The organism is Streptomyces sp. NPDC020958, from assembly GCF_055562175.1.
Genome location: NZ_JBVHFU010000001.1, coordinates 701,380 through 725,149, shown reverse-complemented (window position 1 = coordinate 725,149; position 23,770 = coordinate 701,380). Strand labels below are relative to the sequence as shown.

Here is a 23,770-nt window from a genome sequence, read left to right as displayed (position 1 = left end):
TTCGAGAAACTTGGGAAGTGTCATGACCACGCATCCGGAAGCCGCTGCTCTGCTCGCCCGGTCTCATCGGCTCGGTGCTGATCCCCGAAACACCAACTACGCCGGCGGGAACACGTCCGCCAAGGGCACCGCGTCCGATCCCGTCACCGGTGGGGACGTCGAGCTGCTCTGGGTGAAGGGGTCCGGGGGTGACCTGGGCACCCTCACCGAGGGCGGACTGGCGGTGCTGCGGCTGGACAGGCTGCGGGCGCTCGCCGGGGTCTACCCGGGCGTCGAGCGCGAGGACGAGATGGTCGCCGCCTTCGACTACTGCCTGCACGGCAAGGGCGGCGCCGCGCCCTCCATCGACACCGCCATGCACGGGCTGGTGGACGCCGCGCACGTCGATCACCTGCACCCCGACTCCGGGATCGCGCTCGCCTGTGCCGCCGACGGGGAGAAGCTGACCGCGGAGTGCTTCGGGGACCGTGTGGTGTGGGTGCCCTGGCGGCGGCCGGGATTCCAGCTCGGCCTGGACATCGCCGCCGTCAAGGCCGCCAACCCGCAGGCGATCGGCTGCGTCCTCGGCGGCCACGGGATCACCGCCTGGGGCGACAGCTCCGAGGAGTGCGAGGCCAACTCGCTGCACATCATCCGCACCGCCGAGGCCTTCCTCGCCGAGCACGGCAAGGCGGAGCCGTTCGGCCCGGCGATCGAGGGGTACGGCGCGCTCCCCGAGGCCGAGCGGCGGGAGCGGGCCGCGGCCCTGGCACCGCACATCCGCGGGCTCGCCTCGCGGGACCGGGCCCAGGTCGGGCACTTCACCGACGCGGAGGTGGTGCTCGACTTCCTGGCCCGCGCGGAGCACCCGCGGCTCGCGGCACTGGGCACCTCCTGCCCCGACCACTTCCTGCGCACGAAGGTACGGCCGCTCGTGCTCGATCTCCCGCCGGACGTCCCGGTGGACGAGGCGGTCGCCCGGCTGACGGAACTGCACGCCGCCTACCGCGAGGAGTACGCCGCCTACTACGAGCGGCACGCCCTGCCCGACTCCCCCGCGATGCGCGGCGCCGACCCGGCGATCGTGCTGGTGCCCGGCGTCGGCATGTTCTCCTTCGGCAAGGACAAGCAGACCGCCCGGGTCGCGGGCGAGTTCTACGTCAACGCGATCAACGTGATGCGCGGGGCCGAAGCCGTCTCCAGGTACGCGCCGATCGAGGAGTCGGAGAAGTTCCGGATCGAGTACTGGGCCCTTGAGGAGGCCAAGCTCCGGCGGATGCCCGAGCCGAAGGCGCTGGCGACCCGGGTGGCGCTGGTGACCGGGGCCGGCAGCGGGATCGGCCGGGCCATCGCCGAGCGGCTGGTGGCGGAGGGGGCCTGCGTGGTCGTCGCCGATCTGAACGCGGACGCCGCCGGTGCGGTCGCCGCGGAACTCGGCGGGCCGGACAAGGCGGTCGCCGTGACCGTCGACGTGACCTCCGAGGAGCAGATCGCCGCCGCGTTCCGGGCGGCGGTGCTCGCCTTCGGCGGCGTCGACCTGGTCGTCAACAACGCCGGTATCTCCATCTCCAAGCCGCTCCTGGAGACCTCGGCGAAGGACTGGGACCTCCAGCACGACATCATGGCCCGTGGGTCCTTCCTGGTGTCGCGGGAGGCGGCCCGGGTGATGACCGCGCAGGGCATCGGCGGCGACATCGTCTACATCGCCTCGAAGAACGCCGTGTTCGCCGGGCCCAACAACATCGCCTATTCGGCGACCAAGGCGGACCAGGCCCACCAGGTGCGGTTGCTGGCCGCCGAGCTGGGTGAGCACGGCATCCGCGTCAACGGGGTCAATCCGGACGGTGTGGTGCGCGGGTCCGGGATCTTCGCCGGCGGATGGGGCGCCCAGCGGGCCGCGGTGTACGGGGTGGAGGAGTCCAAGCTGGGCGAGTTCTACGCGCAGCGCACCATCCTCAAGCGTGAGGTGCTGCCCGAGCACGTGGCCAACGCCGTGTTCGCGCTGACGGGCGGGGAGCTCACCCACACGACCGGACTGCACGTCCCCGTCGACGCGGGTGTGGCGGCCGCGTTCCTGCGATGAGCGGCCCGAGGTCCTACGCCGCGGTCGACCTGGGCGCGTCCAGCGGACGGGTCATGGTCGGCCGGGTCGGCCCGGACTCGCTGGAGCTGACCGAGGCGCACCGGTTCGCCAACCGGCCGGTGCGGGTGCCCGAAGGGCTGCGGTGGGACGTGCTCGCCCTGTACGCGGGGGTGCTCGAGGGGCTGCGGGCGGCCGGTCAGGTCGATTCCGTCGGCCTGGACAGCTGGGCCGTGGACTACGGCCTGCTGGACGCCGACGGGGCACTGCTCGGCAACCCGGTGCACTACCGGGACGCCCGCACCGAGGGGGTCGCCGAGAAGGTGTGGGCGACCCTGCCGGCGGCGGAGCTGTACGGCCGCACCGGGCTCCAGTACGCACCCTTCAACACCCTCTACCAGTTGGTGGCGGCGCGTTCGACCGCTCAGTTCCGGCACGCCGAGCGGCTGTTGCTGATCCCCGACCTGCTGTCGTACTGGCTGACCGGGGAGCAGGGCACCGAGCTGACCAACGCCTCCACCACCCAGCTGATCGACCCCGGCACCCGCGACTGGTCGTACGAGGTCGCGAACCGGCTGGGGATCAACCTCGGGCTGTTCGCGCCGCTGCGGCGGCCCGGGGACCCGGCCGGGCTGCTGCGGCCCGGGGTGCTGGAGGAGACCGGACTGACGGGACCGGTGCCGGTGACCACGGTCGGTTCGCACGACACCGCCTCCGCGGTGGCCGCCGTACCGGCGACCGGTGAACGGTTCGCCTACATCTGCACCGGTACCTGGTCGCTGGCCGGACTCGAACTCGACGCCCCGGTACGGACCGAGGAGAGCCGGGCCGCCAACTTCACCAACGAACTGGGGCTCGACGGCACGGTCCGCTACCTGCGCAACATCATGGGGCTGTGGCTGCTCCAGGAGTGCGTACGGGCCTGGGGCGACCCGGATCTGGGCGGGCTGCTGCGGGCGGCGGCCACCGCGGAGGCCCTGCGGTCGGTGGTGGACGCGCAGGACGCCGCGTTCCTGGCGCCGGGCCGGATGCCGGAGCGGATCGCCGAGGCGTGCCGGGCGTCGGGGCAGCCGGTGCCCGGCACGCCGGGCGAGATCACCCGGTGCATCCTCGACTCCCTCGCGCTCGCCCACCGGCGGGCCGTCGCGGACGCCCAGCGGCTCGCCGACCACCCGGTGGACACGGTCTACGTCGTCGGCGGCGGCACCCGCAACGCACTGCTGTGCCAGCTGACGGCCGACGCCTGCGGGCTGCCGGTGGTGGCGGGCCCGACGGAGGCGGCGGCCCTGGGGAACGTGCTGGTACAGGCCCGTACCCACGGCCTCGTCGGGGATCTCGCCGATCTGCGGGGGCTGCTCACCCGCACCCAGCCGCTGACCCGGTACACCCCCCGCGGGGACTCCGCGCGGTGGGCGGCGGCCGAGACCCGACTCGCCGCGGGGTGACCGGGGTCTCCCGCCGCCCGGACGGGCCTACTACTCTGCACTCATCCGATGATCGACCTCTAGGAGCCGCGATGCGTGTCGCCCTGTTCCTGACCTGTGTCAACGACACGCTGTATCCGGACACCGGTCGCGCCGTGGTGAAACTCCTGACCAGGCTGGGCGTCGAGGTCGACTTCCCGATGGCGCAGACATGCTGCGGGCAGGCCCACTACAACACCGGCTATCGCCATGAGGCGGAGCCACTGGCCCGGCATTTCTCCGATGTCTTCGGGGAGTACGAGGCGATCGTGACCCCGTCCGGGTCCTGCGGGGCGATGGTGCGGGAGCTGTATCCGCGGATGGGCGAGCGGGCGCGGGCGGAGGGACGCGGCGGCGGCCTCGCGGCGGCGCTGGCGCCGGTGGTGCCGAAGACGTACGAGCTGACGGAGTTCCTGGTGGACGTGCTGGGGGTGACGGACGTCGGGGCCTACTACCCGCACCGGGTCACGTACCACCCGACCTGCCACGGGCTGCGCGGCCTGGGACTCGGCGACCGGCCGCGCCGGCTGCTCCACGCCGTGAAGGGCCTGGAGTTGGTGGAGCTGCCCGGCGCGGAGGAGTGCTGCGGTTTCGGCGGCACGTTCGCGCTGAAGAACTCCGACGTCTCGGCGGCGATGGGCACCGACAAGGTGCGCGCCGCCGAGTCCACCGGTGCCGAGATGCTGTGCGCGGCCGACAACTCCTGCCTGATGCACATCGGCGGGACCATGACCCGGCTCGGCAGCGGGATGCGGCCGGTGCACATCGCGGAGATCCTGGCGAGCACCAAGGAGGAACCGGCCGCATGAGCGGAACATTCGTCGGCATGCCCGCCTTTCCGAAGGCCGCGCACGAGGCCGTCGGCAACCCGACCCTGCGCGGGAATCTGCGCCATGCCACGGGCACCATCCGCGCCAAGCGGGCCAGGGCCGTCGCCGAGGTGTCCGACTGGGCGGAGCTGCGCGAGGCGGGCAAACGGATCAAGGACCACACGCTCCGCCATCTCGACCGCTACCTGGTCCAGTTGGAGGAGTCGGTGACGGCCGCGGGCGGCACGGTCCACTGGGCCGCGGACGCCGACGAGGCCAACCGGATCGTCGCCGACCTGGTCAGGGCCACCGGCGAGACGGAGGTCGTGAAGGTCAAGTCGATGGCCACCCAGGAGATCGGGCTCAACGAGGCGCTGGAGGCCGAGGGCATCCGGGCCTACGAGACCGATCTGGCCGAGCTGATCGTCCAGTTGGGCAAGGACCGCCCCTCGCACATCCTGGTCCCGGCGATCCATCGCAACCGCGGCGAGATCCGCGACATCTTCCGCCGCGAGATGAGCGCGTGGGGGCGCCCGGCGCCGGAAGGCCTGAGCGACACCCCCGCCGAACTCGCCGAGGCGGCCCGGCTGCACCTGCGGGAGAAGTTCCTGCGCGCCAAGGTCGGCGTCTCCGGCGCCAACTTCATGGTCGCCGAGACCGGCACCATGGTCGTGGTCGAGTCCGAGGGCAACGGGCGGATGTGCCTGACCCTTCCCGAGACCCTGATCTCCGTCGTCGGCATCGAGAAGATCGTGCCGAGCTGGCAGGACCTGGAGGTCTTTCTCCAGACCCTGCCCCGGTCCTCGACCGCCGAACGCATGAACCCGTACACCTCGACCTGGACCGGCACCACCGACGGCGACGGCCCGGGGACCTTCCACCTGGTCCTCCTCGACAACGGCCGCACCGACACCCTCGCCGACGAGGTCGGCCGCCAGGCCCTGCGCTGCATCCGCTGCTCGGCCTGCCTGAACGTCTGCCCGGTGTACGAACGGGCCGGCGGCCACGCCTACGGTTCCGTCTACCCGGGCCCGATCGGCGCCATCCTCAGCCCCCAACTGCGGGGCACGGCCAGCGAGATCGACGCCTCGCTCCCCTACGCCTCCTCCCTGTGCGGGGCCTGCTACGAGGTCTGCCCGGTCGCCATCGACATCCCCGAGGTGCTGGTGCACCTGCGGGAGCGGGTGGTGGAGGGCGGCGAGGCGGTCCGGAACGGCAACAAGGTGGTGCTCAAGCCGGCCAAGGGGCACGCGGCCGAACGGGCGGCGATGTGGGCGGCCCGCTGGGCGTTCTCGCACCCGGCCGCGCTGCGCACCGGGCAGCGGCTCGCCTCCCGCAGCCGCCGCCTGCATCCCCGTACGCTGCCGGGTCCCGGCCGGGCGTGGAGCGAGACCCGGGACCTGCCCGCCGTACCGGCGGAGCCGTTCCGGGACTGGTGGCAGCGGACCGGCGGCGGAAAGGGTGACGCCAAGTGAGCAGCAGGGAACGGATCCTGGGCCGGGTTCGGCGGGCGCTCGCCGACGTGCACGGCGAGGACACGCCCGTCGAGCGGTCGTACCTGCGCGAGCACGGGCGGCGGAGCGTCGAGGAGACGGTGGAACTGCTCGCCGAGAACCTGGCGGACTACCGGGCCGTCGTGCACCGCTGCGCCCAGGGCGAACTGGCCGCCGTGCTCGGGCGGCTGATCGCCGAACGGGGTTCGACGCAGGTGGTGGTGCCGCCGGGGCTGGACCAGGGGTGGCTCGCGGCGACCGACGCCGAACAGGTCACGGACCGCGCCGACAGCACCCCCTACGAGCTCGACCGGATCGGGAGCGTGGTCACCGGGTGCGCGGTGGCCGTCGCCGAGACCGGCACCCTCGTGCTGGACGGCGCCCCGGACCAGGGCCGCCGCCGGATCACGCTCATCCCCGACCATCACATCTGCGTCGTCCGCGTCCCGGACCAGGTCGTCTCCTCGGTGCCGCAGGCACTCGGGCGCCTCGACCCGGCCCGCCCGCTGACCTGGATCTCCGGCCCTTCGGCGACCAGCGACATCGAACTGGACCGGGTCGAGGGGGTGCACGGCCCCCGCACCCTGGAGGTGGTACTGGTCACCGGCGACCAGCCGAGTGCCGACGCCGGTCGGGGGACGGGCGCGCGCGGCCCGGACGGGTCGCGGCTAGCGTGAGGGAATGATCCGGTTCGAGCAGGTCACCAAGCGGTATCCGGACGGCACGACCGCCGTGGACGGCCTCTCCTTCGAGGTGGCCGAGGGTGAGCTCGTGACGCTGGTCGGCCCGTCCGGCTGCGGCAAGACCACGACCATGATGATGGTCAACCGGCTCATCGAACCGACGTCGGGCCGGATCCTCGTCGACGGCCAGGACGTCGCCGAGGCCGATCCGGTGCGACTGCGGCGCCGGATCGGCTACGTCATCCAGCAGGTGGGCCTGTTCCCGCACCGCACGGTCCTCGACAACACCGCGACCGTCCCGGCTCTGCTCGGCTGGAAGCGGGCGAAGGCCCGGGCGCGCGCCGCGGAGTTGCTGGAGCTGGTGGGTCTGGACCCCGGCACCTACGGGCCGCGCTATCCGGACCAGCTCTCCGGCGGTCAGCGGCAGCGGGTCGGCGTGGCGCGGGCGCTGGCCGCCGACCCGCCGGTGCTGCTGATGGACGAGCCGTTCGGCGCCGTGGACCCGGTGGTGCGGGAGCAGTTGCAGGACGAGTTCCTGAGGATGCAGGCCGCCGTGCGCAAGACGGTGCTGCTGGTCACGCACGACATCGAGGAGGCGGTCCGGCTCGGCGACCGGATCGCGGTGTACGGGCAGGGGCGCATCGAGCAGTTCGACACGCCCGGCGCGGTGCTGGGTACGCCCGCCACCGCGTACGTCGCCGGGTTCGTGGGCGCCGACCGGGGGCTGAAACGGCTCTCCGTCACCGACGTCGAGGCGGACGATTTGGAGCAGCCGCCGGTCGTGCGGCTGGACGAGCCGGCCGAGGGTGCCGTCGCACGCATGCGGGCCGAGGGTGCCCGGTGGGCCGTGGTCCTCGACGCGCGGGGCGACCTGCACGGCTGGGTGGGCCTGGACGAGTTGGCGGCGGGCGGCCGGGTCGGCGAGCGCGTCCACCGGATGACCGCCTGGGTACCGGTGGGCGCCCCGCTGAAGCAGGCGTTCGGTGTGATGCTCCAGTACGACGCCGGATGGGTCGCGGTGCTGGACGGCTCGCGTTTCCTCGGGGTGCTGACCCCGGCGGGGCTGCACGAGGCGCTGCGCCGCTCGGTGGACGCGGACGCGCGCGGGATCCCGCGGGGCCAGGTGCCGTTCGACTCGGTGTCCGACGCCTGACCGGCGGCGGGCGGGCGTCAGCAGTACGTCATCGGGCAGCCGCGGCGCACGCAGTGCTGGGCGGCCCGCAGGTACAGCGCGACGTAGAAGGCGGCGTCCAGGTCCTCGGCCCACGGCCCGGGACGGGTGGTGGCCGCCCTCTGGGCCGCGCCGTCCAGGAACCACATGGTCAGATCGAGGTTGTCGCAGGCCTCGGGTATCACGTCGACGGGAAGGCGGATCGCCGCCGCCAGCCGCTCGGCGAGCGCGAGCACCTGGGGTGCGCCCGCGACCGTCGTCTCGTCGGCGTAGGCGTTCTCCACAGGCAGGCGGATCTCCTCGTCGAGGGCGAACGGCACCAGCACCGACCAGCTCAGCAGCAGCCCCGCCGCCCGCTCCGACAGGTGCGCACGGCACAGCTCGCCGAACCCGTCCATGGGCGGTACCAGCTTCTCCTCGAACGACTGCCCGGAGCCCCGGACGAGGCCGGCCTGCTCGGGCACCGACGTGTACGGCGCCATACCGCGGCGCCGCAACTCCGCGTCGAGGGCCGCGGCGAGGGCACCGTGGCCGTCTTCGTCGGCCTCGTCGCCGTCGGCACCGCCGAACCAGTCCTGCGCACCGATGCTCACCAGATAGATCCCCATGCCCCGCAACGTACCGCCCGCCACTGACAACAGCCCCCGGCCCTCACTTCACCAGGCCCTTGTCCCTGAGCCAGGTCCGGGCGACGTCCGAGGCGAGCCGCCGCCAGCTGTCGACCTGCTGGTTCATGGCGGCCAGATCGGCGGTCGTCAGGACGTCGTTGAGTCGGCCGAGCGCCCTGACCACCCGTTCGCCGCCCGCTCGCGACCGGTTGACGACCGGGACGACGTAATCGGCGTTCTGCAGGTGCCGGTCGTCGGCGAGGAGGACCAGGCCGAACCGGCCGAGGGTGGCGTCGGTGGTCGTGGTCAGCACCATCTGGTCCTGACCGTTCTGCACGGCCCGCTTGGCCTGCGTGGTTCCGACGCCCTTGGGGTCGACGGCGGTGATGTCGATGCCGTAGACCTTCTTCAGCCCGGGCTCGCAGTACGGCCGTTGCACGCATTCGTCGCCCGCGGCGAGCCGCACCCGCAGGCCCGAGGCACCGAGGTCGCTCAGGGTCCTGAGACGGTGCCGGCGGGCGTATGCGGCGGTCACCGCGAAGGCGTTCTGGTCGACGGCCCGGCCCGGGTCCAGGACGGTGAGGCCGCGGGGGGTCGCCAGGCGGCGCAGCGCCGTCATCGTGGTGGCGAGGTCCGGGGAGCCGGCGGGCGGTGCGCCGGGGCCGTTGGTCCTGGCGTCGAGCCAGTCGGCGAAGGTGGCCGCGTACTCGGGGACGACGTCGATCTGCCCGGACTCCAGGGCCGGTTCGTAGATCTCCCGGTTGGCGACGGTGAGGAGCGAGGTCCGGTAGCCGGCCTGCTCCAGCAACCGGGCGTACAGCTGGGCGAGCAGGTCGCTCTCGGTGAACCCGGCGGAGCCGATGGTCAGGTGCCGGCTGTCGCCCGGGGGTGCGGTGACCTCGCCGCGGTGCTCAAGGGACGGTCCTGTGGTGCAGGCGGCGAGGGCGAGCAGCAGCGCGGCCGCGCCCGCCGGGCGCCACCTCACCGCGAGCCCCGCGTCCACCCCGGGGCGAGCCGTTCGGCGGCCTCGAAGACGCCCTCGACGACCAGCGCGAACGCGGCGACCAGGATCGCCCCGGCGACCACCATGGGCGTGCTGGCCAGGTTGAAGCCGGCCGTGATGATCCGGCCGAGTCCGCCGCCGCCGGCGAGCGCGGCGATGGTGGCGGTGGCGACGAGCTGGACGGCGGCGATCCGCACCCCGGTGAGGACCATGGGGAGCGCGAGGGGCAGTTCCACCCGGAAGAGCATCTGCCGCCCGGTCATGCCCATCCCCCGTGCGGCCCGTACGACGCTCCGGTCGACCTCGCGCATGCCGACGTAGGCGTTGGTGAGCAGGGGCGGTACGGCGAACAGCACGAGCGCCACCACCGTGGGGCCCTCGCCCCAGCGGCCGATCGGGGTGAGCAGCAGCAGGACCAGGACGGCGAAGGTGGGGACCGCCCGGCCGACGTTGGAGATGTTGACGGCGAGCGCGCCGCCCCTGCCGAGGTGGCCGAGGACCAGCGCGACCGGGAGGGCGACCAGGCAGCTGACGACCAGGCAGACGACGGTCAGGACGAGGTGCTGGAGCAGCCGGTTGCCGATGCCGTCGGCGCCCGCCCAGTGCGCGGTGTCGGTGAGCCAGGCCCAGGCGTCGGCGAGCGTCCTCATGCGCGGGCCGCCCGGACCCACGGGGTGATCAGCCACTGGACGCCGAGCAGCAGCAGGTCCGCCAGGACGGCGATGACCACGCACAGCACGGACGCGGTGAGCACCTGGGCCTTGAAGTAGGTGTTCATACCGGCGTAGATCAGGTTGCCGAGCCCGCCGAAGCCGACGATCGCCCCGATGGTGACCAGGGAGACCGTGGAGACGGTGGCGATGCGCAGCCCGGCCATCGCGGCGGGCAGGGCGAGGGGCAGTTCCACGGTGAGCAGGAGGCGGACGGGGCCGTAGCCGAGGCCGCGGGCGGCCTGCCGGGTCTCCTCGGGGACGGCGCGCAGGCCCGCGAGGATGTTCCGGACCAGCAGCGTGAGCGAGTAGAGCACCAGTCCGGCGACGACGAGGGTGGCCGAGAGGCCGTACAGGGGCAGGAGCAGGGAGAACATCGCCAGGGAGGGGATGGTGTACAGGACCGTGGTCACCCCGAGGACGGGTGCGGACGCCCAGCGCCAGCGGCGGGCGAGCACGGCCAGCGGCACGGCGATCACGAGCCCGACGGCCACCGAGACGACGGTGAGCCGGAGGTGCTGGCCGACCGTGTCGAGCAGGATCTGCCGGCGGCTGGAGAGGTAGGCGCCGCAGATCCACTCGTTGCGCGCGAGGCAGTCGTTCGGGGGCGCGGTCACGCGTCCATTGCACCGGAGGGGCGAGGTGCCCGGCGCGTTGTGGTGATCCGTCCGGGGTCACGGAGGGTGGCACGGGAGCTGAACAAGCGCTTAGATAGCTGGGTCAGAGATTACGCCCCCAGGTCGGAGGCCCCGTTGTTCACTTCCGTCGACGACGTCTCCGCGCGCCTCGCGGACACCGGCTACCTCGCCTCCCCCGCGGTCGCCACCACCGTCTTCCTGGCCGACCGGCTGGGCAAACCGCTGCTCGTCGAGGGGCCCGCCGGGGTCGGCAAGACCGAGCTGGCGAAGGCCGTCGCCGAGGTCGCCGGGGCCCGCCTGGTCCGGTTGCAGTGCTACGAGGGCGTGGACGAGTCCCGGGCGCTGTACGAGTGGAACCACGCCAAGCAGCTGCTGCGGATCAGCGCGGGCCGGGACGAGAGCTGGGACGAGGCCCGCACCGACATCTTCAGCGAGGAGTTCCTGCTCCCCCGTCCGCTGCTCACCGCGATCCGCGGCGACGACCCCAAGGTCCTGTTGATCGACGAGACCGACAAGGCCGACGTCGAGGTGGAGGGCCTGCTCCTGGAGGTGCTCAGCGACTTCCAGGTGACGGTCCCCGAGCTGGGCACGGTCACCGCGACCCGCCGCCCCTTCGTGGTGCTCACCTCCAACGCCAGCCGTGAGCTGTCCGAGGCGCTGCGCCGCCGCTGCCTGTTCCTGCACATCGGGTTCCCGGACGAGGAACTGGAGCGGCGGATCGTGCGGCTGAAGGTGCCGGGCCTGTCCGCGGCGCTGACCGAGTCCGTCGTCCGGGTGGTCGGGGCACTGCGCGCGATGGACCTGCGCAAGGTGCCGTCGGTCGCGGAGACGATCGACTGGGCGCGCACCCTGCTGGCGCTGGGCGCCGACACGCTGGACGAGCAGGTCGTACGGGACTCCCTGGGCGTGATCCTCAAGCACCAGGACGACATCCAGAAGGCAGCCGCCAAGCTGGACCTGGACGCGTTGTGAGCGCGGGGGCGGACGCCCGGGCCGGCTCCGCCGACGCCGCCGACCTCGCCGACCTCGCCGACCGGCTCACGGGGCTGGTCGGGGCGCTGCGGGCGCACGGGGTGCGGGTCGGCACCGGGGAGACCGTGGACGCGGGGCGGGCGGTCGAGGCGCTGGGCCTGGCCGAGCGGGAGCTGCTGCGCGAGGGGCTGGCCGCGACGCTGCTGCACGGCACCGGGCAACGGGCCGTGTTCGACCAGGTCTTCGACCTCTACTTCCCGCGCGGGGTGGGCGGTCCCGGCGCCGAGGCCGCCGACCGGGACGAGCTGCGGGAGCGGCTCGCCGCCGCGCTCGCCGACGACGACACCGCACAGCTCAGGCAGTTGGCGGCGCGGGCCGTGGACGGCTTCGGCGGGTACGGGAGTTCACCGGGCTCGGACGGCTGGTCGTCGTACCAGACGCTGGACCGGGTGCGGCCGCAGACGCTGCTGGCGCGGGTGCGGGCGGACGTCCGGGCCCGGGACGTCAACGCCGCGGGGTTCACGGACCGGCTGCTCGACGACGAGATCAGGCGGCGGATCGAGGCGTTCAGGGGCATGGTCGCGGCCGAGGCCAGGCGCCGGGTGGCGGAGCGGCGCGGGCGGGACGAGATCGCCCGGCGGGCGGTGCCACCGAGCGCCGACCGGGTGGACTTCCTGTTCGCCGGGCGTGATCAACTCACCGAGCTGCGCAGGGCGGTCCAGCCGCTGGCGCGAAAGCTGGCGACCCGGCTGGCCGCGCGCCGCCGCCGGGCCGCACGGGGCACGATCGACCTGCGGCGCACCCTGCGCGGCTCACTGTCCACCGGCGGGGTGCCGATGCGGCCGGTGCTGCGCCGCCGCCGGCCGGTCCGCCCCGAGCTGGTCCTGCTGTGCGACGTCTCCGGCTCGGTGTCCGGGTTCTCCGACTTCACGATGCTGCTGGTGCAGGCGCTGCACGACCAGTTCAGCAGGGTGCGGGTGTTCGCCTTCGTCAACCGGATCGACGAGGTGACCGGGCTGCTGGAACACGGCCGGGCCGACCCGGAGGGGCTCGGCGCCCGGATCCGCGCCGAGGCGACGCTCACCGGCTGGCACGGCAGCAGCGACTACGGGATGGCGCTGGGCGAGTTCGCGGAGCGGTACGGTGCCGCGGTGGGGCCGCGCACCACCGTGTTCGTGCTGGGGGACGCGCGCACCAACAACCTCGACCCCAACCTGGGCGCCGTCCGCGAGATCGCCCGGCAGGCACGGCGCGTCTACTGGCTGAACCCGGAGCAGCGCTCGCTGTGGGGCACCGGTGACTCGGCGGCGCCCGAGTACGCGGCGCTGGTGGAGATGCACGAGTGCCGCACGGCCCGCCAGCTCAGCGGACTGGTCGGGCGGCTGCTGCCGGTGTAGCGCACAGGCAGGGGTGCCGTCGCCCCACGGGTGACGGCACCCGTTCGCCGGCTCTCAGCCCTCCTTCGCCTTCGCGTAGTCGGTCGCCATACCGCCGGCGAAGTCGTAGAGGATGACCTGTTCGTCGCCCACGACCCAGGCCTCGTGCCCCGGCGGGCAGACGAAGACGTCGCCGGGGCCGATCTCGCCCTCGCCGCCGTCGTCCATGACCAGGTGCATCCGGCCCTGCACCACGTACCCGTTGTGGTGGACCATGCAGGTCCCGGTTCCCGCGATCGGTCCCACCGACTCGGTCCAGCGCCAGCCCGGCTCGAAGGTGGCGACGGCGAAGTCCAGGCCGGTCATGTGCACGGCTTCGAGGTGGCCGCGGGGGAAGTCACGCCGCTCGTCCGGCTTGTCGACCGTCTTGATCTCCAGCATGCCGGTGTCCTCCCTTCCGGCCGCTCACCACGGCCGGGGCCGGCCTCCGCCGCCCGGAGGCCACGGCCCCACCACTCCATCGTCGACCTGTCAAGCGGAGAGCGCCATTCAGGGGAGCGCCGCTCAGGCGAACACCCGGCCGTGCGGCGACCCGGTGTCCGGGGTGTTCCCCCGGGCTGTGCCATGTGACATATTACTGTCGTGAGCATGCGACTGACCTGCGATGTCGTGGTGGTCGGGGCCGGCATGGCGGGCGCGGCGTGCGCGTTGTACGCGTCCCGGGCGGGGCTCGACGTGGTCGTGGTGGACCGTGGCCCGGTGGCCGGCGGCACGACGGGTGCCGGTGAGGGCAATCTGCTCGTCTCCGACAAGGAGCCGGGGCCCGAGCTCGAACTCGCCCTGTTGTCGAGTCGGTTGTGGGCCGACCTGGCCGCCGGGCTGGGCGACCGGATCGAGTACGAGGCCAAGGGCGGGGTGGTCGTGGCCGCGTCGCCCGCGGAACTGACCGCGCTGGAGCTGCTCGCGGCCGGGCAACGGGCCGCCGGGGTACGGGCCGAGACCGTCGGCGCGGACCGGCTGCACGACCTGGAACCGTACCTGGCACCCGGCCTGGCGGGCGCGGTCCACTACCCGCAGGACGCCCAGGTGATGCCGACGCTGGCCGCCGCCCACCTGCTCCGGGCCTCGGGCGCCCGGCTGGCGGCCGGCCGCACCGTGACCGGGGTCCTGCGCGGCGCCGACGGCGCCGTGCGGGGCGTCCGCACCGACCACGGCGACCTGCACGCCCCGGCCGTGGTGAACGCGGCCGGGACCTGGGGCGGTGAACTGGCCGCGCTCGCCGGTGCCCACCTGCCCGTCCTGCCCCGGCGCGGTTTCGTGCTGGTCACCGAGCCGCTGCCGCGCCGGGTGCGGCACAAGGTGTACGCCGCCGCCTACGTGGCCGACGTGGCCAGCGGCTCGGCGGGCCTGCACACCTCGCCGGTCGTCGAGGGTACCGCGGCCGGGCCGGTCCTGATCGGCGCGAGCCGCGAACGCGTCGGCTTCGACCGGTCGTTCGCCCTTCCCGTGCTCCGGGCGCTGGCGGCGGGCGCCACCCGGCTGTTCCCCTTCCTGTCGGACGTCCGGGCCGTGCGCGGCTACCTGGGATTCCGCCCGTACCTGCCGGACCATCTCCCCGCCATCGGCCCGGACCCCCGTGCCCCCGGCCTCTTCCACGCCTGCGGACACGAGGGCGCCGGCATCGGACTCGCCACCGGCACCGGGCAGGTGCTCGCCCAGGTCCTGAGCGGCACGTCTCCCGCGCTGGACCTGACCCCGTTCCGTCCCGAGCGTTTCGCCGAGGAGGCCGCGTGAACCCCCTGAAGCTGGTGCGGGCCCGGCCGGGTCCCGCCTTCACCGTCACCTTCGACGGCCGGGAGATCGAGGCGCTGCCCGGCCAGACGGTCGCGGCGGCACTCTGGGCGGCGGGTGTCACGTCCTGGCGGTCCACCCGCGGCGCGGGCCGGCCACGGGGCGTCTTCTGCGGGATCGGGGTCTGCTTCGACTGCCTGGTCGTCGTCAACGACCGCCCCAACCGGCGCGCTTGTCTGGTGCCGCTGCGTCCGGGCGATGTGATCCGCACCCAGCAGGGCACCGGGCACGATGACTGAGCGCCGGCACCTCGCCGTGATCGGGGCGGGCCCGGCCGGTCTCGCCGCCACCCTGGCCGCCGCCCGGCACGGTCTGCGCGTCACCCTGGTCGACGCGGCACCCGAGGCGGGCGGCCAGTTCCACCGGCAGCCCGCCGCCGGGCTCGGGGCGCGCCGTCCACAGGCGCTGCACCACCGGTGGCACGCAGGGCGGCGCCTGCGCGAGGGGCTCGACCGGCACCTCGCGGCCGGACACGTGACCCACCTCCGGGAGCACCACGTGTGGTTCGTGGAGCGGCGACCGCAGGGCTTCACGGTCCACGCGCTCCGCGGCCCGGCCCAGGAGCGGGCCGTCGAGGTGCGCGCCGACGCGGTACTGCTCGCCACCGGCGGCCACGAGCAGGTGCTGCCCTTCCCCGGCTGGACGCTCCCCGGGGTCGTCACGGCCGGCGGTGCGCAGGCCATGCTCAAAGGCGGCCTGGTGCTGCCCGGCCGTACCGTCGTCGTCGCCGGCACCGGGCCGCTGCTGCTGCCCGTCGCGACCGGGCTCGCGGCGGCGGGCGCCCGGGTGGCGGCGCTGGTGGAGTCCGGGGACCCGCGGGCCCTGCTGCGACGGCCCGCGGCCCTGACCGCCCAGCCGGTGAAACTCGCCGAAGCCGCCGGATACGCGGCCGGATTGCTACGGCACCGGGTCCGCGTCCTGGTCCGCGCCACCGTGGTCGAGGCGCACGGGGACGAGCGGCTGGCCGCCGTGACCGTCGCGGCACTGGACTCCGGGGGCCGGGTGCGGCCGGGCACCCGGCGGCGCGTCGACTGCGACACCCTGGCCGTCGGGCACGGCATGCTGCCGGGCACCGATCTGGCCCAGGGCCTCGGCTGCCGCGTCGACGGTGTCGCCGTGCACGTGGACGACGAACAGCGCACCGACGTGCCGGGGGTGTGGGCGGCGGGTGAGGCGACCGGCATCGGGGGCGCGGAACTCGCCCTCGCCGAGGGCCACATCGCCGGACGGTCGGCCGCCGCACGGCTGTCGGGTGCGGTGCCCGACCCCCGCGGCTGGGCCGGGGCCGCCCGGAGCAGGGCGGGTCTGCGCAGGTTCGCGGCGGCGCTGGACGAGGTCTGCGCACCGCCCGCGCACTGGGCCGAACTCGTCACGGACGACACGGTGGTGTGCCGTTGCGAGGAGGTCACCGGCGGCGCGGTCCGGCGGGCCGTGACGGAGCTGGGCGCGGGGGACGTACGAACCGTCAAGCTGCTCACGCGGGCCGGGATGGGCTGGTGCCAGGGCCGCATGTGCGGGACGGCGGTCGCCGGGCTCGCCCGGTGCCCGCAGACGGCGTCCCGCGGACCGTTCGCCCGGCCGGTGCCGCTCGGCGTGCTCGCGCGAGCCGGCCAGGACGACGAACGGCACGACGAACAGCACGACGGACGGCACGGCGAGCAGCACCGCGAACGGCCGGTCGAGCAGCACGACATGAAGTGACGTCACCAGTCCCCTGGCACCCGAGGAGCCCGATGACCCCCACCCCGCGGACCCGCCCCTGGCGCGGCGTCCTCGTCGCCACCGCCCTCCCCTTCCGCGACGACCTCTCCGTCGACCACGAGCGGTACGCCGAGCACTGTGCCTGGCTGGTCGGCAACGGCTGCGACGGTGTCGTGCCGAACGGCTCGCTCGGCGAGTACCAGGTGCTCACCCCCGAGGAGCGCGCGAAGGTCGTGGCGACCGCCGTGGAAGCGGTCGGCGGAGCCCGGGTCGTACCCGGAGTCGCCGCCTACGGCTCCGCCGAGGCCCGCCGCTGGGCGGAGCAGGCCCGGGACGCCGGCTGCCACGCGGTGATGCTGCTGCCGCCCAACGCCTACCGGGCCGACGAGCGTTCGGTCCTCGCGCACTACGCGGAGGTCGCGAAGGCCGGCCTGCCGGTCGTGGCGTACAACAACCCCGTCGACACCAAGGTCGACCTCGTCCCGGAGCTCCTCGCCACGTTGCACGGCGAGGGGTACATCCACGCCGTCAAGGAGTTCTCCGGTGACGTCAGGCGCGCCTGGCGGCTCGCCGAACTCGCCCCGGAACTGGACCTGCTGGTCGGCGCCGACGACGTCCTGTTGGAGCTGGCGGTCGCGGGGGCCAAGGGCTGGGTGGCCGGCTACCCCAACGCGCTGCCGGCGGCGACGGTCGAGCTGTACCGGGCGGCGGTGCGCGGAGACCTGGACACGGCCAAGCGGCTGTACGGGCAGCTGCATCCGCTGCTGCGCTGGGATTCCCGGGTCGAGTTCGTGCAGGCCATCAAAGCGTCGATGGACATCGTCGGCCGCCACGGCGGTGTCTGCCGCCCGCCGCGCGTGCCGCTGCTGCCCGAGCAGGAGGCCGCCGTCCGCGCGGCCACCGAGAAGGCGGTGGCGGCCGGCCTTTCGTGACCCCCCTCGAAACGGCCCGTAGCGTCCGCAGCGACCACCAGGAGCGTCATGCGCAGCACACTCGTCCTGCACGCCGTCGACTCGCACACCGAGGGCATGCCCACCCGCGTGATCACCGGCGGGATCGGGACCGTTCCCGGCGCGACCATGAACGAGCGGCGACTGTACTTCCGGGAACACCGCGACGACGTCAGGCAGTTGCTGATGAACGAGCCGCGCGGGCACTCGGCGATGAGCGGGGCGATCCTGCAGCCGCCCACCCGGCCGGACTGCGAATGGGGCGTGCTGTACATCGAGGTCTCCGGCTATCTGCCGATGTGCGGGCACGGCACGATCGGGGTGGCGACCGTGCTCGTGGAGACCGGGATGGTGGAGGTGGTCGAGCCGGTCACCACCATCCGGCTCGACACCCCGGCCGGTCTCGTCGTCGCGGAGGTGGCGGTGGCGGACGGCGCCGCGACGAGCGTCACCCTCAGGAACGTGCCGTCCTTCGCCGTCGGACTCGACCGCAGGATCACCCTCCCGGACGGGCGGACGGTGACCTACGACCTCGCCTACGGCGGGAACTTCTACGCCATCCTCCCGCTGGACGAGTTCGGCCTGCCCTTCGACCGGGCCCGCAAGGACGACATCCTGGCCGCCGGGCTGTCGCTGATGGCGGCGATCAACGCCGAGGCGGAGCCGGTGCACCCCGAGGACCCGTCGATCCGCGGCTGCCACCACGTCCATCTGACCGCCCCCGGCGCCACGGCCCGCCGCTCCCGGCACGCGATGGCCATCCACCCGGGCTGGTTCGACCGTTCCCCCTGCGGCACCGGCACCAGCGCGCGCATGGCCCAGCTGCACGCGCGCGGCGAACTCCCCCTGGACACCGAGTTCGTGAACGAGTCCTTCATCGGCACCCGGTTCAGCGGCCGACTCATCGGCACCACCGAGGTGGCCGGGATCCCCGCCGTCCTGCCCACCTTCACCGGCCGGGCCTGGATCACCGGTACCGCGCAGTACCTGCTGGACCCGACCGACCCCTTCCCGGCCGGCTTCGTACTCTGATGTCCCCCGCACCGCCACCAGGAGTTCCCCCATGACCGACCGGCCCGCCAGCCCTGCCGCCCCCGCCCTGCCCTCCCTGGGCGGCCGGCGGCCCAATTACCGGGAACGGGTCGTGGACGTCCTGCGTGCCGCGCTGATCGCCGGTGAACTGCGGCCCGGCGAGGTGTACTCGGCGCCGGGTCTCGCGCCGCGGCTGGGCGTCTCGGCGACGCCGGTACGGGAGGCCATGCTGGAGCTGGTGAAGGAGGGCATGGTCGAGATCGTCCCCAACAAGGGGTTCCGGGTCACCGCCGTCTCCGAGAAGCAGCTGGACGAGTACACCCACGTCCGGTCCCTGATCGAGATCCCGACCACCGCGGGCCTGGCGGCCACCGCGGACCCCGCCGATCTGGAGGCGCTGCGCCCGGTCGCCCAGGAGATCGTCGGCTCGGCGCTGAAGGGCGACCTGATCGCCTATGTCGAGGCCGACCTGACGTTCCACCTGGGGCTGCTGGCCCTGGCGGGCAACGACCACCTGGTGGAGGTCGTACGGGACCTGCGGCGCCGCTCGCGGCTGTTCGGCCTGACGGCCCTGGCGCGGGCCGGCCGGCTGACCGCCTCCGCCGAGGAGCACCTGGAACTCCTCGACGCCCTGCTGGCCCGCGACGAGCAGGCCGTACGCGAGGTGATGACCCGTCACCTCGGCCACGTCCGCGGGCTGTGGGCGGCCCGGCAGCCCACGGACGACTGACCGACGTCAGCTGGACTCCCGGACCACCAGCCGGCACGGCACCGTGTGCACGCCCGGCTCCGGTACGGCGTCGATGGCCTGGAGCAGCCGCAGCGCGGCGATCCGGCCGATCTCGGCCAGGTTCATGTCGACCGTGGTCAGCGGCGGACGGCTGGCGAGCGCCATGGTGTCCCAGTTGTCGTACCCCACGACGGCGATGTCCCCCGGCACGTCCCTGCCGCGCTCGCGCAGCGCGTCCGCGACCCCCCGGGCGATCTGGTCGTTCCCGCAGAAGACGGCGTCCACGTCGGGCGCCGTGCGCAGCACCGCGTCGGCGGCCCGCCGCCCCCAGGCCTCGCTCCACTCCCCGAAGTGCACACGTCCGCCGGCGAGCGTGAGACCGGACCCGGCCAGGTGCGCCACGGCGTGCCGGGCGCGGTCACGGGCGGCCTGGTGGTGCTCGGGGCCGGTGACATGGGCGATCCGGGTACGGCCGGTGGCGAGCAGGTGTCCCACGGCGAGTAGGGCGCCACCGCGGTCGTCGGTGACGACGGAGGTGTCCTCCGGGTCCGTCGACGGGGAGAGCGCGTAGACGACGGGGATCGCCGGGTCGATGCCGGTCAGCGGCGGCCGGGGGTCGGTACGGCGGCCGGTGACGATGACGCCGTCCACCCGACGGTCGGTGAGGTTGCGCAGGTGGTGCTGCTCGCGGATGGCGTCGCCGCGGGTGTCGCACAGCAGCACCGAGATCTTCCCGGCGCCGAGCGCGTCCTCGGCGCCCAGCAGCACCGGGGTGCTGAAGCGGCCGATGCCGTCCGTCGTCATCAGGCCGACGGTCCAGCTGCGGCCGCTGTGCAGGCTCTGCGCGTGCTGGTTGGGCCGGAACCCGAGCGCCTCCACCGCGTCCAGCACCCGCTGCCGGGTCTCCGGGCGCATCCGGCCCGCGCCGTTCAGCGCCTTGGACGCCGTGCCCACACTCACACCGGCGAGGGCGGCGACATCGGCGAGCCTGGCCCGGCCGGTGGGCGGGGAGTCGGGAGCAGAGGTCACGAGCAAACCTTTTCCTAGGCGGTTTCCCACTCATGCCGTCGAGCCGACGACGACAGAGCCGCCCCACATGGTCGCAGCCGTCCACGACCAGCACCAGTCCTCCAGGGAAATGCGAAAAACCTCTGTCGGGCGTCTTGACCCCTCTCTCCCACTGCCCTGTACTTCTCGGCGAGAAAACGGTTGCGCAAGGTGGTCCAGCGCCGCACCAGGCCCCATGCACCGGACGACGTTCGACATACCGAAAGACGCACCTGCGCCCGGCCCCAGTCCCTCCCGACCCCGGAGAGCCATGCCCCGCACCCGCACCGCCCCGCCCTCCCCCACCGGCCCGATCCGTCTGACGCCGGACGCCCGCACCGCGCTGCGCCCGGCGGCCGTCGTCATCGACGGCGGCTTCTGGCACGACCGGCGCGCGGTCAACGCCCGGGTCTCCCTCCCCCAGGGCCCGGACCTGCTGGAGTCCGCGGGAAACCTGCACAACCTGCGGCTGGCGGCGGGCCTGGCCGAGGGCGAGTTCCAGGGCGCGTACCCGTTCGTCGACACCGACGTCTACAAGTGGCTGGAGGCGGCCGCCTGGCAGCTCGCCCAGGGCGCCGACGCACCACTGGCGGCCGACGTCGAACGCATCATCGCCCTGGTGGCCGCGGCCCAGCAGCCCGACGGGTACCTCAACACCTGGTTCCAGCTGGTCAAGGGCGGGGCGCGGTACGAGGACCTGCGCTGGGGCCACGAGCTGTACTGCGCGGGTCACCTGATCCAGGCGGCCGTGGCGCACCACCGGGCCACCGGCCGCCCGGAACTCCTCGACGTGGCACGGCGGTTCGCCGACCACATCGACTCGGTGTTCGGACTTCCCGGCAGTGGCAGGCCCCTCGACGGCGTCGACGGCCACCCGGAGGTGGAGACCGCCCTGGTGGAGCTGTACCGGGAGACCGGCGAGCGCCGCTACCTGGACCTGGCCGGCTACTTCGTGGACCGGCACGGCCACGGACTGCTCGGCGGCGCGGCCTACTGCCAGGACCGCGTGCCGCTGCGCGAGGCGACAAACGTCGAGGGGCACGCCGTACGGCAGTTGTACCTGCTGGCGGCTGCAGCGGACCTGGCGGCGGAGACCGGCGACGACGAACTCCTGTCGGCCGGCGAGCGGTTGTGGCAGGCCATGACGACCACCAAGACGCACCTCACCGGCGGTCTGGGCGCCCACCACGACCAGGAGGACTTCGGCGACCCGTACGAACTCCCCAACGAGCGCGCCTACTGCGAGACCTGTGCGGCGATCGCCTCGGTCCAGTGGAGCTGGCGGCTGGCCCTGCTCACCGGCGAGGCCCGCTACTCCGACCTGATCGAGCGCACCCTCTTCAACGGCTTCCTCGCCGGGGTCTCGCTGGACGGCGAGCAGTGGCTGTACGTCAACCCGCTCCAGGTCCGTGACGGCCACACCGACACCGGAGGCGACCAGTCGGCCCGCCGCACCCGCTGGTTCCGCTGCGCCTGCTGCCCGCCCAACGTGATGCGGCTGCTGGCGAGCCTGGAGCACTATCTGGCGTCCGGCGACGGACAGGGCCTGCAGATCCACCAGTTCGTCACCGGGACGTACGCGACCGGGCAGGTCCGGGTACGCGCCGAGACCGACTACCCCTGGCACGGCACCGTCGCGTTCACCGTCGAGGAGACCCCCGCCGACGGCCCCTGGACGCTGTCGCTGCGCATCCCGCAGTGGTGCCGCGAGTTCCGGGTGCGCTGCGGTACCGACTCCTGCGACCAGTCCGACGCCCCCGTCGATAACGGCTGGTTGCGGCTCACCCGCGACTGGACGCCGGGCGACCGGGTCGTCCTCGAACTCGGTCTCGAACCCCGGCTCACCGCTGCCGACCCGCGCGTGGACGCGGTGCGCGGCTGTGTGGCGATCGAGCGCGGGCCGCTGGTGCACTGCCTGGAGCAGGCCGACCACCCCGGCGGCGGGCTGGACGACATCGTCCTCGATCCCTCCCGTCCGCTCGCCGTCAAACACCGCCCGGACCTGCTCGGCGGTGTCACCACCGTGGTCGCCGCGGGCCGCCGGCGCCGTGTCCCGGACCGCGGCTGGTGGCCGTACGCCGCCGCGACCGGCACGGAGGCCGAAAGCGACGGCGAACCGGTCGAGCTGACCGCGGTCCCGTACCACGTGTGGGCCAACCGCGAGGACGGCAGCATGCGCGTCTGGCTCCCCACCTCCTGAAACACCCCGTCCTACGACAACGAGGTCACCCCGTGATACCCACCCGCCGTACCCTCCTGGCCGTCACCGTGGCCACTCTGCTCCCCCTCACCGCCTGCGGTGGCGGTTCCGGCTCCTCGGGATCGTCGTCCTCGGCCGGCGGCACGTACACCTTCTGGGACCCGTACCCGCAGTTCGACGCCTCCTCGGACTGGGGCAAGCGGGTCACCGCGTGCGGCACCGCGGCCGGGGTGAAGCTCAAGCGGACCGCGTACGACACCACCGACCTGGGCAACAAGGCACTCCTGGCGGCGCAGCAGGGCAACGCCCCGGACCTGATGCTGGTCGACAACCCGGTCGTCTCCACCCTGGTGGAGGCCGGGATTCTCACCAAGACCAGCGATCTCGGACTCGGCACCGCGTCGATCCAGAAGAACATCATCGGTGCAGGCACCATCGGCGGCGCCTCCTACGGCGTCCCGATCGGCGCCAACACCCTCGCCCTCTACTACAACAAGAAGGTGCTCTCCGCCGCCGGTGTCGACCCCGCCTCGGTCAAGGACTGGGCGTCACTGACGGCCGCGCTGAAGAAGGTCAAGGCGGCCGGGAAGAAGGGGATCACCTTCTCCGCCATCAACACGGAGGAGGGCAGCTTCCAGTTCCTGCCCTGGTTCTGGGGCGCGGGCGGTGACCTGACGAAGCTCGACTCCGCCCAGGGGGTCGCGGCGCTGACGCTCTGGAAGCAGTGGGTGGACGCGGGGTACGCCCCCAAGGACGTGCTGCAGAACACCCAGACCACCAGCTGGCAGGAGTTCGCCACCGGGGAGTACGCGTTCAGCGAGAACGGCACCTGGCAGCTCGGCAACGCCGACAAGGCCGGATTCCCGTACGGCGTCGTCAACATCCCCGGTCAGAACGGCGGTTCGGCGCCGGTGCCGACGGGCGGCGAGTTCGTCACCGTGCCCGTGCAGAAGGACACCTCGCGCTACGACGTCAGCAAGAAGATCGTCACCTGCCTCACCAGCCCCACCAACCTGCTGGCCACCGACACCACGCTCATGTACGTGGCACCCACCGCCGCCGTACAGGCCGAACAGGTCAAGAAGAACGCCGAGTTGCAGCCCTGGGTGACGGCGGTCGGGGCGGCCCGGGGCCGGACCAGCGGCGGGCTGGGCACCAAGTACCCGACGATCTCGCAGCCGATGTGGACCGCCGTACAGGCGGCGCTGTCCGGCACCAAGAGCCCGCAGGACGCCCTGGCCACGGCCCAGTCGAGCGCGCAGAAGGGCTAGGGC

22 protein-coding genes are annotated in these 23,770 nt (G+C 73.4%); 16 read left to right on the top strand and 6 right to left on the bottom strand.

From position 1 onward, the window contains the following. Positions 1-22 precede the first annotated feature (22 nt). The 6 genes from ACZ3KP_RS03355 (at position 23) to ACZ3KP_RS03330 (ending at position 7,660) form a co-directional block, all read left to right on the top strand. The gene (locus ACZ3KP_RS03355) at positions 23-2,062 is read left to right on the top strand and encodes a bifunctional aldolase/short-chain dehydrogenase (RefSeq protein WP_467495903.1); all 2,040 of its coding nucleotides are present in this window, start codon (positions 23-25) and stop codon (positions 2,060-2,062) included. Continuing rightward, complete coding sequence (locus ACZ3KP_RS03350) at positions 2,059-3,504, top strand: rhamnulokinase (RefSeq protein WP_467495901.1); 1,446 nt, start codon at positions 2,059-2,061, stop codon at positions 3,502-3,504. Before ACZ3KP_RS03355 ends, ACZ3KP_RS03350 begins: the two co-directional genes overlap by 4 nt. Before the next feature lie 71 nt (positions 3,505-3,575). Beyond that, positions 3,576-4,331: a (Fe-S)-binding protein gene (locus ACZ3KP_RS03345; protein WP_467495899.1), complete on the top strand. Its 756-nt coding sequence runs from the start codon at positions 3,576-3,578 to the stop codon at positions 4,329-4,331. After that, on the top strand, positions 4,328-5,806 hold the full coding sequence (locus tag ACZ3KP_RS03340) for a LutB/LldF family L-lactate oxidation iron-sulfur protein (RefSeq protein WP_467495897.1): 1,479 nt from the start codon (positions 4,328-4,330) through the stop codon (positions 5,804-5,806). Before ACZ3KP_RS03345 ends, ACZ3KP_RS03340 begins: the two co-directional genes overlap by 4 nt. Next, positions 5,803-6,501 (top strand): LutC/YkgG family protein, encoded by a 699-nt coding sequence (locus ACZ3KP_RS03335; RefSeq protein ID WP_467495895.1) that lies wholly within the window; start codon positions 5,803-5,805, stop codon positions 6,499-6,501. The genes ACZ3KP_RS03340 and ACZ3KP_RS03335 overlap by 4 nt, the downstream gene beginning before the upstream one ends. Positions 6,502-6,505: 4 nt before the next feature. Continuing rightward, on the top strand, positions 6,506-7,660 hold the full coding sequence (locus ACZ3KP_RS03330) for an ABC transporter ATP-binding protein (RefSeq protein WP_467495893.1): 1,155 nt from the start codon (positions 6,506-6,508) through the stop codon (positions 7,658-7,660). Between the two features lie 17 nt (positions 7,661-7,677). Here ACZ3KP_RS03330 and ACZ3KP_RS03325 read toward each other — a convergent pair whose 3' ends face one another. From ACZ3KP_RS03325 to ACZ3KP_RS03310, 4 genes are read right to left on the bottom strand one after another with little or no spacing between them, the layout of a single operon-like run. Then, entirely contained in the window at positions 7,678-8,286 is a 609-nt protein-coding gene (locus ACZ3KP_RS03325; RefSeq protein ID WP_467495891.1) for a hypothetical protein, read from the bottom strand. 43 nt (positions 8,287-8,329) lie between these two features. Beyond that, positions 8,330-9,271 carry an ABC transporter substrate-binding protein gene (locus ACZ3KP_RS03320; protein ID WP_467495889.1) on the bottom strand — a complete coding sequence of 314 codons (942 nt, stop codon included), beginning with the start codon at positions 9,269-9,271 and terminating at the stop codon, positions 8,330-8,332. Next, on the bottom strand, positions 9,268-9,939 hold the full coding sequence (locus ACZ3KP_RS03315) for an ABC transporter permease (protein WP_467495887.1): 672 nt from the start codon (positions 9,937-9,939) through the stop codon (positions 9,268-9,270). Before ACZ3KP_RS03315 ends, ACZ3KP_RS03320 begins: the two co-directional genes overlap by 4 nt. Then, positions 9,936-10,616 carry an ABC transporter permease gene (locus tag ACZ3KP_RS03310; RefSeq protein ID WP_467495885.1) on the bottom strand — a complete coding sequence of 227 codons (681 nt, stop codon included), beginning with the start codon at positions 10,614-10,616 and terminating at the stop codon, positions 9,936-9,938. The genes ACZ3KP_RS03315 and ACZ3KP_RS03310 overlap by 4 nt, the downstream gene beginning before the upstream one ends. 135 nt (positions 10,617-10,751) lie before the next feature. On the opposite strand from ACZ3KP_RS03310, the gene ACZ3KP_RS03305 reads away from it, so the two are divergent. Further along, positions 10,752-11,609, top strand: coding sequence for an AAA family ATPase (locus ACZ3KP_RS03305; protein WP_132892505.1), 858 nt, complete (start codon positions 10,752-10,754; stop codon positions 11,607-11,609). Further along, positions 11,606-13,006 carry a VWA domain-containing protein gene (locus ACZ3KP_RS03300; protein ID WP_467495882.1) on the top strand — a complete coding sequence of 467 codons (1,401 nt, stop codon included), beginning with the start codon at positions 11,606-11,608 and terminating at the stop codon, positions 13,004-13,006. The genes ACZ3KP_RS03305 and ACZ3KP_RS03300 overlap by 4 nt, the downstream gene beginning before the upstream one ends. Positions 13,007-13,060: 54 nt before the next feature. Here ACZ3KP_RS03300 and ACZ3KP_RS03295 read toward each other — a convergent pair whose 3' ends face one another. Next, positions 13,061-13,426 (bottom strand): cupin domain-containing protein, encoded by a 366-nt coding sequence (locus ACZ3KP_RS03295; protein WP_467495880.1) that lies wholly within the window; start codon positions 13,424-13,426, stop codon positions 13,061-13,063. 201 nt (positions 13,427-13,627) lie between these two features. Here ACZ3KP_RS03295 and ACZ3KP_RS03290 point away from each other — a divergent pair, with 201 nt between their 5' ends. Genes ACZ3KP_RS03290 through ACZ3KP_RS03265 form a run of 6 tightly spaced genes read left to right on the top strand, consistent with a single transcriptional unit; the run spans position 13,628 to position 19,249 of the window. Further along, positions 13,628-14,779 carry an NAD(P)/FAD-dependent oxidoreductase gene (locus tag ACZ3KP_RS03290; protein ID WP_467495878.1) on the top strand — a complete coding sequence of 384 codons (1,152 nt, stop codon included), beginning with the start codon at positions 13,628-13,630 and terminating at the stop codon, positions 14,777-14,779. Next, complete coding sequence (locus ACZ3KP_RS03285) at positions 14,776-15,075, top strand: (2Fe-2S)-binding protein (protein ID WP_467495876.1); 300 nt, start codon at positions 14,776-14,778, stop codon at positions 15,073-15,075. The genes ACZ3KP_RS03290 and ACZ3KP_RS03285 overlap by 4 nt, the downstream gene beginning before the upstream one ends. Continuing rightward, on the top strand, positions 15,068-16,537 hold the full coding sequence (locus ACZ3KP_RS03280; protein WP_467495874.1) for an FAD-dependent oxidoreductase: 1,470 nt from the start codon (positions 15,068-15,070) through the stop codon (positions 16,535-16,537). The genes ACZ3KP_RS03285 and ACZ3KP_RS03280 overlap by 8 nt, the downstream gene beginning before the upstream one ends. 32 nt (positions 16,538-16,569) lie before the next feature. Next, the gene (locus tag ACZ3KP_RS03275; RefSeq protein WP_467495872.1) at positions 16,570-17,469 is read left to right on the top strand and encodes a dihydrodipicolinate synthase family protein; all 900 of its coding nucleotides are present in this window, start codon (positions 16,570-16,572) and stop codon (positions 17,467-17,469) included. A 48-nt stretch (positions 17,470-17,517) separates the two neighbouring features. Continuing rightward, positions 17,518-18,519 carry a proline racemase family protein gene (locus tag ACZ3KP_RS03270; protein ID WP_467495871.1) on the top strand — a complete coding sequence of 334 codons (1,002 nt, stop codon included), beginning with the start codon at positions 17,518-17,520 and terminating at the stop codon, positions 18,517-18,519. A 31-nt stretch (positions 18,520-18,550) separates the two neighbouring features. Continuing rightward, positions 18,551-19,249 carry a GntR family transcriptional regulator gene (locus ACZ3KP_RS03265; RefSeq protein ID WP_360565938.1) on the top strand — a complete coding sequence of 233 codons (699 nt, stop codon included), beginning with the start codon at positions 18,551-18,553 and terminating at the stop codon, positions 19,247-19,249. 6 nt (positions 19,250-19,255) lie between these two features. Here the strand turns inward: ACZ3KP_RS03265 and ACZ3KP_RS03260 are convergent, their stop codons facing one another. After that, positions 19,256-20,278: a LacI family DNA-binding transcriptional regulator gene (locus tag ACZ3KP_RS03260; protein WP_467495868.1), complete on the bottom strand. Its 1,023-nt coding sequence runs from the start codon at positions 20,276-20,278 to the stop codon at positions 19,256-19,258. A 289-nt stretch (positions 20,279-20,567) separates the two neighbouring features. On the opposite strand from ACZ3KP_RS03260, the gene ACZ3KP_RS03255 reads away from it, so the two are divergent. Both ACZ3KP_RS03255 and ACZ3KP_RS03250 read left to right on the top strand, forming a co-directional pair. Beyond that, a complete protein-coding gene (locus tag ACZ3KP_RS03255; protein WP_467495866.1) occupies positions 20,568-22,496 on the top strand; it encodes a glycoside hydrolase family 127 protein in 1,929 nt (642 codons plus the stop codon). A 32-nt stretch (positions 22,497-22,528) separates the two neighbouring features. After that, positions 22,529-23,767, top strand: a complete 1,239-nt coding sequence (locus ACZ3KP_RS03250) for a sugar ABC transporter substrate-binding protein (protein ID WP_467495864.1) — start codon at positions 22,529-22,531, stop codon at positions 23,765-23,767. The last annotated feature ends 3 nt before the right edge of the window (positions 23,768-23,770 follow it).